The sequence below is a fragment of the Cytobacillus depressus genome, from assembly GCF_008923245.1.
Lineage (GTDB): Bacteria > Bacillota > Bacilli > Bacillales > Cytobacillaceae > Cytobacillus > Cytobacillus depressus.
In genome coordinates, this window is the sequence record NZ_WBOS01000003.1 from 246,709 (window position 1) to 261,661 (window position 14,953).

The window sequence follows — 14,953 nt, forward strand, 5'->3', positions numbered from 1 at the left end:
CACTCCAACTTGTCCAATTTTTAAAGAAATGACTAAAAAAGCTGGGGGAGTTGCCAAGTCCATGTCAATTCGCACGAATACCCCGACAAATCCCCCGAAATCGATTATTTAAAAAGCTGAGGTAGTTGTTCGATCAAAGTTTGGATACTCAAATACCCCATGATCACAACAACAATTCCACCTGTAATCGTCAACCATAGAGGATGCTTATACTCGCCAACAATATTTTTCTTGTAGACGGCAACTAAAAGTGTCCCTAAAGCTAACGGCAAAATAAGTGCATTTAACGCACCAACTAGAAGCAAGATTGTAACTGGTCTTCCGACAAGGGCGAATGTCACTGTTGAAACAACGATAAATCCAATAATGATCCAGTTTTTGTGTTTCTCGATCGCTGGGTGAAACGAGCGGATAAATGAAACAGACGTATACGCTGCTCCGACAACAGATGTAATGGCTGCCGCCCACATGATCACACCAAACATACGAAATCCAATATCACCTGCTGCTAGTTTGAAAACGGAAGCTGGCGGATTCGCTGGATCAATCGCTAAACCTTTTGCTACAACTCCAAGAGCAGCTAAGAAAAGAGCGACACGCATAATGCCTGTAACAGCAATCCCTGTAACAGAGCTTTTCGTCACTTCTGGCAATGACTCAACGCCTTTGATTCCTGCATCTAATAGTCGGTGTCCCCCGGCAAATGTAATATAACCGCCTACTGTTCCTCCAACGAGAGTAACAATAGCGAAGATGCTAATCTTTTCTGGCATAATCGTATTCTTAATCGCTTCTCCAACAGGCGGGGATGTCGTGAAGGCCACGTACAGCATGAGAAGGATCATGACTCCTCCTGCAATTTGGGCGAATTTATCCATCGCTTTACCCGCTTCTTTTACGACAAAAATAAAAATCGCAACCACAGCACTGATAATAGCACCTACGATGGGGTCCAAGCCAAGCATCGCGTTCAGACCCAATCCTGCACCCGCTACGTTTCCGATATTAAAAGCTAATCCACCCATGACGATCAGGATGGCTAGAACTACACCGAGGCCAGGCAACACTTTGTTGGCAATTTCTTGTCCGCGCAATCCTGAAACCGCAATGATTCGCCAAATGTTTATTTGCGCAACAACGTCTAATAATAATGAAATTAAAATAACAAAAGCGAAGCTTGCTGCCAACTGCTGTGTAAAGACAGTCGTTTGTGTTAAAAATCCAGGGCCAATCGATGAGGTCGCCATTAAAAAGGCGGCGCCGAGCAGGACACTTCTAGTTGCTTTCTTTTTCCCAGAAGTTTTGTTGTTTTCTTGTGTTGCTTCCAATTTAGGTACTCCCATATTACGCCTCCCAGTTGCAGATTGCTGATACTTTAATATTGTTTTTTGCTAATCTTTCATTAATATACTTAGCAAAGTCTAGTGCGTGTTCACCGTCTCCGTGAATACAAATCGTATCTGCACGTAACGAAACTTCTGTATTTTGCTGGGACACTACTTTTCCTTCTGCTACCATTTTCACTACTTGTGCAACCGATTGTTCTTGATCAGTAATCAATGCATCAGACTGTGAGCGAGAAGTCAAAGAGCCGTCCGCTTGATACGTACGATCAGCAAATACTTCATGTGCTGTTTGAAGACCGAGCTTTTCTCCTGCTTTCGTCAATTCACTGCCGGAAAGTCCAAATAAAATTAATGAAGGTGAGACATCATAAACGGCTTGCGCAATCGCTTCAGCAAGCTTCGGGTCTTTGGCAGCCATATTGTACAGGGCGCCGTGGGGTTTTACGTGCTGCATTTTTTCATTAAATGTTGATAAAAATCCTTGCAATGCTCCGATTTGGTACACGACCATGTCATAGCCTTGCTGCGGGGTAATCGCCATTTCTCTGCGCCCGAATCCGTTTAAATCTGGCAATCCGGGATGGGCGCCAATTTTGACCCCATTGGCAATGGCCATCTTCACGGTTTCTCTCATCACAGTTGGATCCCCGCTATGAAAACCGCAAGCAATATTGGCTGATGTCACGTATTTCAATATTTCTTCCTGTTCGCCGAGCTTGTACCGGCCAAAGCTTTCTCCTAAATCACAATTTATATCGACTTGAAACATGTTCTCCCCTCCAATATTATATTCTTAGTAAGCGTTTACACTGTCGTTGTTTCGATAAACGGAACTTCAGTTTTGAAACGTAAACCAATTCTAGCATAATTATTTTTTCTTGAAAAGATATTTTACGAAATTGTATGAAGAGTGTAATATATTGTCGTTTTCTCTATATTCCCATTTATTTTTCGGCTTAAACAAATTATAATGTGTATATTATCCGCTTAATAGAACAGGATTACCGAAATTCGAAACTTTGAGGAGCTGTTTACGATGCCACATGTTAAAAAAAGTGTACAGATTAGACCTCTAGGGGATTCTGCGCTAGTGGTCCAATTAGGCGAAGGAATCTGTCCGGCCATTCATGAAAAAGTGAAAAGTCTATCTAACGTGTTAGAAAAAAATCCGTTTACAGGGTTAATAGAATCCGTGCCGTCTTATAATAGTTTGACCGTTTACTACAACCCTGTTGCTATTTATATGGAAGGGAATCAAAGTCCTTTTAAAAAAGTGAGCGCTTTCATTTTAGAATTAATGGCGGAATTAGCAGTTGATGAACAATCAGAACCGCGGCTCGTCACGATCCCAGTTGTATATGGGGGAGAGTTCGGCCCAGATCTGGAGAATGTAGCAGAATATAACGGACTTTCTGTTGAAGATGTTATTGAAATACATTCGGCAAACGATTATTTAGTGTATATGATAGGCTTTGCGCCGGGGTTTCCTTTCATGGGGGGAATGGACGAAAGAATTGCCACTCCAAGAAAGGAGTCTCCACGCCTCGCTATTACGCCTGGATCTGTTGGGATTGCTGGGAAACAGACGGGCATATACCCACTGGAAACGCCAGGAGGCTGGCAAATTATCGGACGCACCCCGCTTGATTTATTTTTACCCGAGGTTTCACCGCCAACATTGTTACAGTCTGGAGATCGAATCCGCTTTGAGCCGATTTCTCTTGAAGAGTATGAGACGTATAAGGAGATGAAACGATGAGTGTTCACGTGCTTCACCCTGGATTAATGACGACGATTCAAGATTTAGGGAGATTCGGATCACAGAAATTTGGAGTACTCGTAAGTGGGGCGATGGATCCTCTTTCCCTTCGGATTGCCAATTTACTCGTCGGCAATGATGAAGGGGAGGGGACGCTTGAAATTACCCTTCTCGGGACCACTCTCCGATTTGACAGTGATCAGTTAATTGCCATAACAGGTGGTGATTTACAGCCAACGATTGATGGGGAAGAAGCCCCGATGTGGCGGCCAGTCCTTATGCGGAAAGGATCGATTTTAAAATTTAAATCCGCTATTAATGGGTGCCGGGCATATGTCGCTTTCGCGGGCGGAATTGAGGTGCCCGAAGTCATGGGAAGTAAGAGTACATATCTTCGTGCGGCGATTGGCGGGTTTCACGGACGAGCGCTGCAAAAAGGGGATGTGTTTGAGTGTAGGAGCTTAAATTCCTTCAGTCAGGCAATCGTCCAGCGGTTGGAAAAAATGACTACACATTTTACATGGTCCGTTAACTATACGGAGTTTCTTACATTTGGTAAAAAACAAACGATTCGAGTATTGCAGGGGGCTGAATTTAAGCGATTCGATTCGGCTAGTCAACAGACATTTTTTTCAAAGCCCTATAAATTAACAACGCAAGCAGATCGGATGGGCTATCGATTGGAAGGGGAAGCGCTCAGCTTAGCGGAAAAGTTTGAGCTGCTGTCAGAAGGGGTTACGTATGGCACGATTCAAGTTCCTTCAAATGGGCAGCCCATCATTTTGATGGTGGACCGGCAAACGACAGGCGGATATCCGAAGATCGGTCAAGTCATTTCCGTAGATTTACCTCGTTTGGCACAGCTGCAGCCGAACGCTAGCATCCAGTTCGAAGAGACTTCTCTTGAGCAAGCAGAGTCGGAATTGATAAGACAAGAGGAGATGCTTCGTAAATTGGCAGCGAGTATTCGTTTGAAAGTGTAATAAAAGAACGGGAAGGTCTCTTTGAAGAGAACTCCCCGTTTTATTTTGTATAGCCTAATCTCATGGAAATTTCCTCAGCCACTTTTTTTGCCTTTTCCGCAAAGATTCCAATATTTTCGCCCTGATAATTTGCTTCAATCCCCGCGATACTAATGCCTGCAACGACTTCACTCTTATGATTAAAAATAGGGATTGCAACGGCAGAAGTATGGTTTTCTAGTTCGGAGTGGCTAATGGTGAATCCGTCTATTCGCGCCTGTTTAATAGATTCATAAAGTTTTTCTTTATTCGTTATTGTACCGAGCGCAAACGACTTGAGTTCCGTTGACTCAAGATAATCTTGTATTTCTGCATCAGGCAAAAATGACAAAATCGCTCGTGAACAGGCCCCGGCATAAAGCGGACTTTTCCTTCCAATAGCTGTATACAAACGAACCTTTTGTTTCGTATCAATTTTCTCAATATAGATGGCCTCATTGCCATCTCGAACAATTAAGTTAATTGCTTCTTTTACATCATTGTGTAAATCATTCATCAACGGATACGCAATCTGACGTATATCCAGCCGAGATGAAACAAGATGGCCAAATTTAAGAAACAAAAGTCCCAATCGGTACTTCAAATCTCTCCCTTTTTCCAAAAACTCCATTTCCTCTAACGACTGGAGCATTCGATAAACCGAAGTCTTCGGAATCCCTGACAAATCAATAATCTCCTGAAATGATAATTCGGGATGCTCAATAAATAGATTCAATATATCCATCGAACGCACAACTGTTTTGTTCTTGTTATTCATATTATTGTAGCCTCCTTTGTGTTACCACTTCACAATCCTATTGCTAAGTTCTTAACTCTATCATAATTTACTTTGAGCGTTTTGTATATTGTGGAAGTGGAGGAGGTGGATTTCTAATTGGCTGACAACCTGCCAACCCAGCTGTTAAACCTATCAAACTCACTATCAAATCATAAAAAAACTTAAACCTTTTTTCATTTGTTATCTTTCAAGAGTATTTTAATAATTTCACTCATTTGAATGAAAAATTATCGACAAAGGGAACGGTTTCGTAAAGACGTGATTTTACTTCTTGGACGTGACACAGCTCCAAACGGATTGATTATTGAAGTTCTCAATAATTATGGAAAATGAATAATGCTTCAAAAGTGAGAGTGGAGACATTTCCTTTATATGAAGCAAAATTTCTAGTGTCCATTTCCCCCCTCACTGATTAGCTTTGGGATATTGATAATCGCCGTTCTGTAGTTTAGAGATAAAGATAAGAATTCTTGAACAAGCTGAAATAAGGCGTGTTTTTTTGAAGAATAGAAGCAAAGGGAGGGTCCTCATGCTTCATTCTTCGCTTGTAGCGTCTTTATGCTTTGGTTGGGATATAAGTAGTATCAAAGAAAGTACAAAGGTGCGATGTGAAAATTTCGAATCTTCCGTATTATTGTAGTTGCAGAATTAAGACAAATTAAAGAGGAGATGGTGTCTATTTAACAATTAGTCAAACAGTTTAGATCCAACCCAATCAAATAATTTTTCATAAGGAGTGACAAATGATGAAAAAGAGTTTAGTGCTGGTGATTGCCTGTTTGCTATTGCTTACAACGCCCTTAGTCTACACGGGCAATGCCGCTGGAAAACCGGAGCCTTCACAGGAGATTAAGGTATCTGGTCTTGAAAAATCAGCTGAAATACTGATTGACCGCTGGGGAATCCCGCATATTTATGCATCTTCAAAAGACGATGCATTTTTCGTGCAAGGGTTTAATGCCGCTCGTGACCGCTTGTGGCAGATAGATTTATGGCGAAAGCGTGGACTGGGACAGCTGTCGGAAGTGCTTGGTCCATCCTATGAGGAACAAGATCGAGCGACAAGGCTATTTTTATATCGCGGGGATATGGAAAAGGAATGGAAAGCATATGGGCCAGATACAGAAAGGGTTGTTGCTTCGTTTGTGAATGGAATTAATGCCTATGTTGAAATGACAGAAGAAAATCCAGATATTCTTCCAGAAGAATTTAAGCTACTGGGATACAAGCCTACCAAATGGGAGCCTGAGGATATTGTTCGAATTCGCAGCCATGGCTTAACCCGAAACATAAAAAGTGAAGTTGCACGTGCTATTACATTGCGCCAATTTGGGGAAGAAGCCGAAAGCATCCGCCAGAGGCTTGAACCAGATTGGAAAATAAACATACCGAAAGGACTCGATTTATTCGATATTCCTGAGGATGTACTCGATACTTACAATCTAGCGACGAAAGAGGTCTATTTTGATAAAGCTGAATTAACGGTAAAGTCTGAATCCTTGAATGAGCAAATTGAATTTGAATCGGGACTAGGAAGTAACAATTGGGTAATCGCTCCTGAAAAGTCGAAAACGGGACGGCCCATTTTGGCTAATGATCCGCACCGGACTTTAGCGGTGCCTTCGCTCCGTTATATTGCCCATTTGTCTGCACCTGGATTAAATGTGATTGGGGGCGGTGAGCCTGTTTTACCGGGAATTTCGATTGGACATAATGGAACAGCCGCTTTTGGCCTAACTATATTTGCAATCGACCAAGAAGATCTTTATGTTTATGAAACCAATCCCGAGAATCCTTCCCAATACTTATACAAAGGACAATGGGAGTCTATGAAGACTATATCAGAGAAAATTGCAGTAAAAGGTAAACATGACCAGTTAACGGAACTGCAGTTCACTCGTCATGGACCAATTATTTATAAAGATGAGGAAAAAAATCGTGCATTTGCTGTAAGAGCAGCATGGCTGGAGCCGGGAATGGCCCCTTACTTAGGAAGTTTGTCATACATGGGAGCCGAGAACTGGGAAGATTTCAGCAAGGCGATGAATAACTGGGGATCTCCTTCTGAAAATCAGGTTTATGCCGATACGAACGGAAACATAGGATGGAAACCAGGAGGGTTGACACCAGTCCGTGATAATTGGGATGGACTACTGCCTGTGCCGGGCGATGGAAGCTATGAATGGGATGGTTTTTTAAATCAAGAAAACCTGCCATTCGAATTTAATCCTGAACGAGGTTGGGTGGCATCTGCAAACGAAATGAACTTACCGGAAGATTATGCTTATGAAAAATACAAGCTGGGGTTTGAATGGAGTTTTCCATTCCGCTCACAGCGAATTGCTGAAGTTTTAAGCAGCAAGAAAAAAGTTGGGATAGATGATTCGCTTCGCCTGCAAACTGACTATTTATCCATTCCGGGCCGCCGTGTTACAAGCCTAGTGAGTAATCTTGAATCGAATGATAAAAAGTTAAAAGAGGCCTTGAAAATGCTGAGAAAATGGGATGGGAATTTAGACGTGGATTCTTCTGCGGGTGCCTTGTTCGAAGTATGGTATCAGCACCATTTGCGTCAAGCTGTTGTCGGTCAAATATTATCTAAAGAGGCAGCAAAAAAGGTTGGCTCCGGGGACCCTGTTGTCCTGCTGAATCTTTTGGAAAATCCCGATCAGCGTTTTGGAAATGAACCGAAAAAAACGCGAGATGAAATCCTGTTAAACAGCCTAAAGGATGCTATCAAGCATGTGGAAGAGCTTCTTGGTCCGAATATGAATCGCTGGAAATGGGGAGATTTGCACCATGTTTATTTGGAGCATCAGCTATCCAATTTAGTCGATGACAAGCTAAGGAAAAAACTTAATGTTGGTCCAGTTCCTCGCGGTGGGAGCGGAGACACTGTCGGAGCTGCGACGTATAATACAACTAACTTCCGGCAAACGAGCGGAGCTACCTACAGAATGGTCTTAGATGTAGGTAATTGGGATAATTCAATTGCTGTGAACAGTCCAGGACAGTCTGGCGATCCGAGAAGCGAACATTATGCCGATCTATTCAACAAATGGGCTAACGATGAAGCCATTCCGTTATTATACAGCCGTAAAAAAATTGAAGGTGCAACGAAAGAGCGTATTATTTTGCTGCCGGGCAAATAAGGTGAAAAGATGGATTTATAAAGCTGCAAGCGTAAAAGATTTTAATAATAAGATTGATTGAACGGAGAGTAGCGAAACTGCTCTTCGTTTTTTGTTCTTAATAATTATCTGATTACCCAAGGATGGTTAAATGCTGTCATCAATCTAACGAGAACGAATAAAATGTTTATCCGAAAAAAGAAATGAAATAGAAGCGCATGGACGGTCCCTCTACTTCTAAAGTAGAAGAACCGTCCATGTGCTTTTCTTAAATTAAAACCACTCCCCTAAACGCCACATCCCCAAGAATTTGATAGACATGAACATTTGGCAAGAGGATCGCAAATATGGTCTCTTCTGGTGCTCGAACAATTAACACATTCGGATCAATTCTTTCAATCACTTCAATAGGGGAAGGGAGAATCGAGACATTCACATCACCGCTAATTGCCCAAAAGGAAAGAGTAGGAGCATCATTTTCTTCTGGCTTTTGTTCGGAATATCCACGAGCTAAATTATTTTTATTAATATTTGCCAAGTCCTCTATTATCGCGGTTGCTGTCAGAAGCATGCCTGCACCTGGACCTTGAAGGCTAATATTTCCAACAATATCCCCGTTAATGGAAACAGCATTTTGGACACCTTCTACATGGTAGAAAAGATGCTGTTCATTCACAAGCACAGGCTTTACGGTGCATTGAATTCCACAAATATTTCGTTCAATCAAAGCGACGTGCTTAAATCGAAACCCTAATGATGAAAAGATTTCGACTTGTTCGGGGGTGATTCCACGAATGCCCTCTCTAATCGGCTCATCCCAGTTCGGGGCCTCCCAAAATGCAAGCTCGCTTAAGATCACTGCCTTGTAGAAGGCATCATAGCCGTCTACATCATTCGTCGGATCGGCTTCGGCATAGCCTTTTTCCTGAGCGAGCTTCAATGCTGATGCAAATGGCAAGTTTTCTTCTCTCATTTTTGTCAAAATAAAATTTGAGGTTCCGTTAAGAATGCCTTGGAATTTGTCTACATTGTTTACATTTAACAATTGTTTTAGTGTTTGGATCACGGGAATTCCGCCAGCAACCGTTGCCTCAAAGCCAAGCGAAACACCATTTTCACTTGCCAACTGTTTTAATTTCCCCCCATGATGGGCAAACATTTCCTTGTTAGCCGTTATAACATGACAGCCGAGTTTAATCGCCTGCTACAAATAGGTAAAGCATGGGTCTTTTCCAACGATGGCATCAATCACAACATCCAATTGGTCAAGAGTAATTATTTTTTCGAAGTCATTTGTTAAAAGAATATCTTCATCCGGCTTGGTGTGCTTATTTATATTTCTCACAAGAATTCCAACGATTTTTATCTTCTTTTCCAAGAAGAGCCTGAAGCTTCTTCTGATGTGATTGAATGGTCTTATATACACCCTTCCCAACGGTTCCGTATCCCAATAATGCAATGTGAATGGCTGACATGTATTTACTCCTCCACTTATTTTTGTTGGTCAATTTGCTTTGAACAAGGATATGGTCAAAGGTGAAAAAATAAAAAACCCCTTCTGCATACAAAGACAGAAGGGGAGCAAGAATAACATAACATTATCCGTTCCAGCTTCTCATTTACCATTGTCAAAATATCACTTTCCGCTTACAAAATATCCCTTTCAACCCGAATAACGATTTGTTCGGCTGTCTTTTGTGCTTAAGTAATAACAGCTGGTTTCATCAATAGTAAGGATTTTTCTATTTTCCATTATCCTAAATTAATACAATGATTCATGAAATATCCCATATTAGTGTCATATATTGGAGATTTTGGTGGAGGTTAAGAGGCTTCCTCCGTACCCCATAGACCTTCCTTAAATCAATCATTGTCCGCCAGGGCAGAAACATAATCAATTTGTCCACGGATGGTGTCCTACACCGCTTTGTTTACAAAAATAGTATTCTAGTATAATCTTGCTCTATATATATTTATTTAAAAATTAGGAAATTAAGCAATACTAATTAAACATTCCATAGCAAAAAACTTTGCTTTTTGCGAAAGTCATAAAATTTTTTTTAGTCACCATAAAATATTTTTAATTTCTCATTAGATCCACATTCCCTTATTATGAATTCACAGAGTATTCTCGTTAATTGTTAATTATGAATTTGGAAACCGGTTACATTTAGCGGAAAGGGAGTGCAGAAGTGAGTATAAAAAAAGAATTGTTATTTCATTTAATCGAAGATATGAAGGAGGAGTTGTTTAGTCTAAGCTCTTACATTCATTCCAACCCTGAGTTGGGAAACCAAGAATATAAAGCGGTTGAAGCAATTACAGCAATATTAAGTTCGAATGGCTTTGAAGTAGAATCAGGTATAGCTGGTCTGGAAACAGCTTTTAAAGCCAGGTTTACAAAAGGAACAGGCGGTCCTACGATCGGGATCCTCTGTGAATATGATGCCCTGAAAAACTTAGGTCATGGATGTGGGCATAATCTTCAGCCTTCTGTCGCTTTAGGGGCAGCCATTTCCCTATCGAAGCTCGAGGAGACTCCCCCTTTTACTATTGAAGTCTTTGGTACACCTGCTGAAGAGACAACTAGTGGGAAGATTCCTTTAACGGAACGGGGTTATTTTGACCATTTGGATATTGCTCTAATGATGCATGCAGGAGATCGGACAACTGTTGATGGAAGATCGTTAGCTCTTGATAGCTTTGAATTTGTTTTTGAGGGAAAAGAGTCTCATGCTGCTGTTGCGCCAGAAAATGGAATTAGCGCGTTGGATGGAGTGCTCATGACCTTTAATGGGATTGAATATTTAAGAGAACATGTCCGTTCTGATGTCCGCATTCACGGAATCATTACAGACGGCGGAATTGCTCCCAATATTGTACCTGGAAGATCAGCAGCGAAATTCGCAGTTCGTGCTTCGGACAGACCTTATTTGAACCACGTATCAGAAAGAGTATTAAATGTAGCAAGAGGTGCTGCGTTAGCTACAGGTACAAAGGTCGAGATTATTAGACATAAATCATTGGAAAACAAGTTAAATGTCCAAACTTTAAATGATACTTTATTAGAAAACGCTAAGCTAATTGGGGCAGATAATATTACACCGCCAAGGGAAAGAACAGGTTCAACAGACTTTAGTATTGTCACGCATCGCGTACCTGGAGCTTGTATAAGAACTGCTTTTGTTCCAATAGGCACGTCGAATCATACAAAGGAATGGGTTCAAGCATCCAATAGTCCTGAAGGCAATAAGGCTATCATGACAGCCGCTAAAATTATTGGATCAACTTGTTTAGACATTATCTATTCAAAAGAATTGTTAGAAAAAATTAAGCAAGATTATTTAGTGGAAAAAGAAAACCAAAAAAATCTTGTTGTGAACTAAAAAAATATTAAATAGAAAATGGGGGACGAAGGGTGAAAAGGAATTTTTTTTACGCTATTATGCTATCAATCATGTTGATCATTACAGGATGTACAACAACAACAAGTAAAAGTGAAGGTTCAAAAGAGGAAAAAAATATTTTAAATATTTCTGTTGGTCCAGACATGTTGACTTGGGACATTCATAACCATACGAATACGTCAACAGAAGTCATTCACGTGAACGTCTTCGATTATTTACTCATGAGAGATACTGAAGGTGAAATTAAACCACATCTAGCCAAGAGCTGGGAAAAAGTTGACGACACCACTTATCAATTTGAATTAAATAACGGTGTAAAGTTTCATAATGGGGATGAACTCACGTCTGAAGATGTTAAATTCACGCTTGAAAGAGTGGCAAAAGATGAGACACTTAGAAGCTATGGAGATTTTAAAAGCATTAAGGAAGTAAAAATAATTGATGACTATAATTTTCAAATTGTAACAAACGAGCCAGATCCAATGTTTTTAAGCAGAATTTCAAGACAGGCATCAGGTATTTTACCGAAAAAGTACATAGAAGAAAAAGGATGGGATGAATTTTTAAAGTCGCCAATTGGATCAGGACCTTATAAATTCAAAGAATGGAAGAAAGACAATCAAATTGTTTTAGAGAAAAATGAAGATTATTTTGGGAAATCTAGCGATTGGGATGAAGTCGTATTTAGAGCAATTCCCGAAGACTCAACAAGAGTTGCGGAACTCCTAACGGATAATATTGATCTAATCGCCAATGTACCTCCAAGTGATTGGAAGCGAGTGAATGACTCAGAAAATAATACCATCGTTACTGGTCCTTCTAATAGAACGTATATGTTGTTCATTAGAACACAAAAAGATTGGCCAACATCAGATTTAAAAGTACGACAAGCTATTGATTACGCAATTGATGATCAGGCATTAATTGATAGTTTATTAGACGGGAAGGGAACGCCAACTTTAACGAGAATCAACCCTGGAAATTTAGGGTTTGAAGAAAGTTTATATAATAAATATAACTATGATGTCGAGCGTTCTAAAGAACTATTGGCAGAATCAGGGTTTAAAGATGGTTTAACTATTGAGTTATCAGGTCCGACTGGCAGATATATTAAGGATAGAGAAATTTTACAAATGGTTGCAGGCATGCTTGAGGCAGTTGGAATTAAAACTGAAATGAACATTCAAAAATGGAGCACTTTCTCTGAGGCGATTGATCAACAGAAGTTTAAAGACGGCTATTTAATTGCACTAGGTTCGTCGTTTTTCGATTCTGGTCAATCTCTAGATTATTATGGATCGGAGAGAGCCTCCACAATTAATGGCTATAGCAATGAAACAGTTGATCAACTACTGAAAGAAGCTAAAGTATCTCTTGATGAAAATGAAAGAACACAAAAATACCAGGAAGTACAAAAAATTGCAAGTCAAGAACTGCCAATTATTCCATTGTTCCAAATCGATCAGTTCTTTGGAGCGAGTAAGAAAATTGAGTATCAGCCAAGACTAGATGAGTTAATCTACGTTCCAGATATTAAAAAGAAGTAGTCAAATAGTATTTTTAGAATTAGAGGAGACGAGATCTCCTCTAACTCTTACCCAAATTTCATTTTATTTAAACGGAGAGGATACCATTGTGGAGATATTTTTCATACAGGTTATTACAGATTCCATTAGTTTTGCTCATCATTTCCCTAATGATCTTCGTTTTAGTGTATATTGCGGGGGACCCTGTTGCGTTAATGCTGCCAGCGGAGGCTACCCAGCAAGAAGTTCAGCAGCTTAGAGCTGCATTGGGATTTGATCAGCCTTTTTATATTCAGTTTTGGAATTACATGATTGATCTGATTAAGGGTGATTTTGGCGAATCTTATAAATACGGTGTGGGAGCTTTATCTTTAGTATTGGAGAGAATGCCTGCTACTTTTGAATTAGCTACCGCTTCTATGATTATTGCAGTTGTTATTGCGGTCCCTCTTGGGATTATTTCAGCGATTAAGCCAAATAGTATTATCGATTTGTTCGCAACAAGTTTATCTGTGCTAGGAAAGGCCATTCCAAACTTTTGGCTTGGTATTATGTTAATACTTGTCTTTGCGGTGAATTTAAAAATTATGCCGGTTTCTGGTACAGGAAGTTGGAAACACATTATCCTTCCAGCCATTACATTGGGAACTGCGGTATCCGCACAAATTACGCGATTAGTACGTTCCAATATGTTGGAAATTCTTCAGCAGGATTATATCCGAACGGCTAAAAGTAAGGGACAGAAAAAATCAGTAATTATTTTTAAACATGCATTTAGGAATTCATTAGTTCCTGTAATCACGATTACATTACTTCAATTGGCATCATTGGTTGGGGGCGCTTTAATTACAGAAATGATCTTTGCTTGGCCTGGGGTTGGCCAGCTCATTATTCAAGCTGTTTATGATAAAGATCTACCAATCATTCAAGCTGCTGTATTCGTAACTGCCGTTATTATTTTGTTTATGAATTTATTTTCGGATATTCTATATCGTTTCTTAGACCCTAGAATTAAATTTAACTAAGAAAGGATTTGTGTAATATGGAATCCAATGCTCAAACGGAGCCTGCTATCTATAAAGCAGATAAATATGATAGAAGTATTAAAAGTAATAATAAATTGATCATTTTGCTTACGAAAATCTCTAGGAGCAAAACAGGATTGGTCGGTCTGATCACCGTTTTATCTTTAATCATTGTCGCTGTTTTTTCACCATTCATTGCCCCTTATGATCCGATAAAAATCGATACATCTAAAATTCTGCTCCCTCCCTTTTGGTTAGAAGGAGGAGAGATTAGCCACATATTAGGGACCGATAACTTAGGTAGGGATATTTTAAGCCGATTGATCTACGGCTCAAGAATTTCATTAGTTGTTGGTGTATTGTCCGTAATCGTTGCTGGAGCGATTGGTGTATTCTTTGGCTTAATTGCGGGCTATTATGGCGGAATGGTTGATAATATTATCATGCGATTGGTGGATGCATTTTTATCAGTGCCAACTATTTTGTTTTGTATTGTGTTTTTAACGGTTTTGGAACCAGGGTTGCCGACACTAATTTTGGTTATTGGCGTAACAAGCTGGGTTCTATATGCAAGAATGATTAGAAGTGAGACTCTTAGCTTAAGAGAACGAGAATATGTGAAAGCGGCAAGAACGATGGGTGTTTCGAATATGAAAATCATCTCACGCCATATTCTGCCAAATGTTATGTCATCAGTGATTGTCATTTCAACTTTAAGTGTTGCTGGAACAATCATTACAGAATCCTCATTAAGCTTTTTAGGCTTAGGAATTCAACCGCCTACAACATCATGGGGCATTATGCTTAGTGAGGGGAAAGAGTATGTCGCTACTAGCTGGTGGCTCGCGACTTTCCCTGGGATTGCCATTACGATTACAGTACTGGGAATTATATTCTTAGGTGAGTGGTTACGGGATTTACTAGACCCACGCTCGCAAGGGACAAATTCTTGATGATTG

12 protein-coding genes are annotated in these 14,953 nt (G+C 40.1%); 7 read left to right on the top strand and 5 right to left on the bottom strand.

All coding sequences use genetic code 11. From position 1 onward, the window contains the following. Nucleotides 1–104: 104 nt before the first annotated feature. Together F7731_RS10015 and F7731_RS10020 are read right to left on the bottom strand one after the other, a co-directional pair. A complete protein-coding gene (locus tag F7731_RS10015; RefSeq protein WP_151534641.1) occupies nt 105–1,343 on the bottom strand; it encodes an NRAMP family divalent metal transporter in 1,239 nt (412 codons plus the stop codon). A gap of 1 nt (nt 1,344) precedes the next feature. Continuing rightward, nucleotides 1,345–2,115: a LamB/YcsF family protein gene (locus F7731_RS10020; RefSeq protein ID WP_151534642.1), complete on the bottom strand. Its 771-nt coding sequence runs from the start codon at nt 2,113–2,115 to the stop codon at nt 1,345–1,347. A gap of 267 nt (nt 2,116–2,382) precedes the next feature. Here F7731_RS10020 and pxpB point away from each other — a divergent pair, with 267 nt between their 5' ends. Together pxpB and F7731_RS10030 are read left to right on the top strand one after the other, a co-directional pair. Beyond that, complete coding sequence (gene pxpB / locus F7731_RS10025; RefSeq protein ID WP_151534643.1) at nt 2,383–3,105, top strand: 5-oxoprolinase subunit PxpB; 723 nt, start codon at nt 2,383–2,385, stop codon at nt 3,103–3,105. Then, nucleotides 3,102–4,088, top strand: a complete 987-nt coding sequence (locus F7731_RS10030; RefSeq protein WP_151534644.1) for a 5-oxoprolinase subunit C family protein — start codon at nt 3,102–3,104, stop codon at nt 4,086–4,088. Before pxpB ends, F7731_RS10030 begins: the two co-directional genes overlap by 4 nt. A 40-nt stretch (nt 4,089–4,128) precedes the next feature. Here F7731_RS10030 and F7731_RS10035 read toward each other — a convergent pair whose 3' ends face one another. Beyond that, nucleotides 4,129–4,884: an IclR family transcriptional regulator gene (locus F7731_RS10035; protein WP_151534645.1), complete on the bottom strand. Its 756-nt coding sequence runs from the start codon at nt 4,882–4,884 to the stop codon at nt 4,129–4,131. Nucleotides 4,885–5,651: 767 nt separating this feature from the next. Between F7731_RS10035 and F7731_RS10040 the strand changes: the two genes are divergently transcribed. After that, on the top strand, nt 5,652–8,057 hold the full coding sequence (locus F7731_RS10040) for a penicillin acylase family protein (protein ID WP_151534646.1): 2,406 nt from the start codon (nt 5,652–5,654) through the stop codon (nt 8,055–8,057). A gap of 247 nt (nt 8,058–8,304) precedes the next feature. Here F7731_RS10040 and F7731_RS10045 read toward each other — a convergent pair whose 3' ends face one another. Together F7731_RS10045 and F7731_RS26825 are read right to left on the bottom strand one after the other, a co-directional pair. Further along, entirely contained in the window at nt 8,305–9,195 is an 891-nt protein-coding gene (locus tag F7731_RS10045) for a homoserine dehydrogenase (protein ID WP_246197173.1), read from the bottom strand. Nucleotides 9,196–9,364: 169 nt separating this feature from the next. Further along, nucleotides 9,365–9,511, bottom strand: coding sequence for a hypothetical protein (locus F7731_RS26825; protein WP_246197174.1), 147 nt, complete (start codon nt 9,509–9,511; stop codon nt 9,365–9,367). Between the two features lie 717 nt (nt 9,512–10,228). Between F7731_RS26825 and F7731_RS10050 the strand changes: the two genes are divergently transcribed. The 4 genes from F7731_RS10050 (at nt 10,229) to F7731_RS10065 (ending at nt 14,947) form a co-directional block, all read left to right on the top strand. After that, entirely contained in the window at nt 10,229–11,422 is a 1,194-nt protein-coding gene (locus F7731_RS10050; protein WP_246197175.1) for a M20 family metallopeptidase, read from the top strand. Between the two features lie 32 nt (nt 11,423–11,454). After that, complete coding sequence (locus tag F7731_RS10055; protein WP_151534647.1) at nt 11,455–12,990, top strand: ABC transporter substrate-binding protein; 1,536 nt, start codon at nt 11,455–11,457, stop codon at nt 12,988–12,990. A gap of 86 nt (nt 12,991–13,076) precedes the next feature. Further along, on the top strand, nt 13,077–13,994 hold the full coding sequence (locus F7731_RS10060; protein ID WP_151534648.1) for an ABC transporter permease: 918 nt from the start codon (nt 13,077–13,079) through the stop codon (nt 13,992–13,994). A 17-nt stretch (nt 13,995–14,011) separates the two neighbouring features. After that, nucleotides 14,012–14,947: an ABC transporter permease gene (locus F7731_RS10065; RefSeq protein WP_151534649.1), complete on the top strand. Its 936-nt coding sequence runs from the start codon at nt 14,012–14,014 to the stop codon at nt 14,945–14,947. Nucleotides 14,948–14,953 lie beyond the last annotated feature (6 nt).

What these genes read in the sequence shown, in the direction of transcription:
- F7731_RS10020 (WP_151534642.1), bottom strand. Translation starts at nt 2,115, where the DNA reads ATGTTTCAAGTCGATATAAATTGTGATTTAGGAGAAAGCTTTGGCCGG.
- F7731_RS10015 (WP_151534641.1), bottom strand. Translation starts at nt 1,343, where the DNA reads ATGGGAGTACCTAAATTGGAAGCAACACAAGAAAACAACAAAACTTCT.
- pxpB (WP_151534643.1), top strand. Translation starts at nt 2,383, where the DNA reads ATGCCACATGTTAAAAAAAGTGTACAGATTAGACCTCTAGGGGATTCT.
- F7731_RS10040 (WP_151534646.1), top strand. Translation starts at nt 5,652, where the DNA reads ATGAAAAAGAGTTTAGTGCTGGTGATTGCCTGTTTGCTATTGCTTACA.
- F7731_RS10045 (WP_246197173.1), bottom strand. Translation starts at nt 9,195, where the DNA reads ATGTTTGCCCATCATGGGGGGAAATTAAAACAGTTGGCAAGTGAAAAT.
- F7731_RS10030 (WP_151534644.1), top strand. Translation starts at nt 3,102, where the DNA reads ATGAGTGTTCACGTGCTTCACCCTGGATTAATGACGACGATTCAAGAT.
- F7731_RS10035 (WP_151534645.1), bottom strand. Translation starts at nt 4,884, where the DNA reads ATGAATAACAAGAACAAAACAGTTGTGCGTTCGATGGATATATTGAAT.
- F7731_RS26825 (WP_246197174.1), bottom strand. Translation starts at nt 9,511, where the DNA reads ATGTCAGCCATTCACATTGCATTATTGGGATACGGAACCGTTGGGAAG.
- F7731_RS10065 (WP_151534649.1), top strand. Translation starts at nt 14,012, where the DNA reads ATGGAATCCAATGCTCAAACGGAGCCTGCTATCTATAAAGCAGATAAA.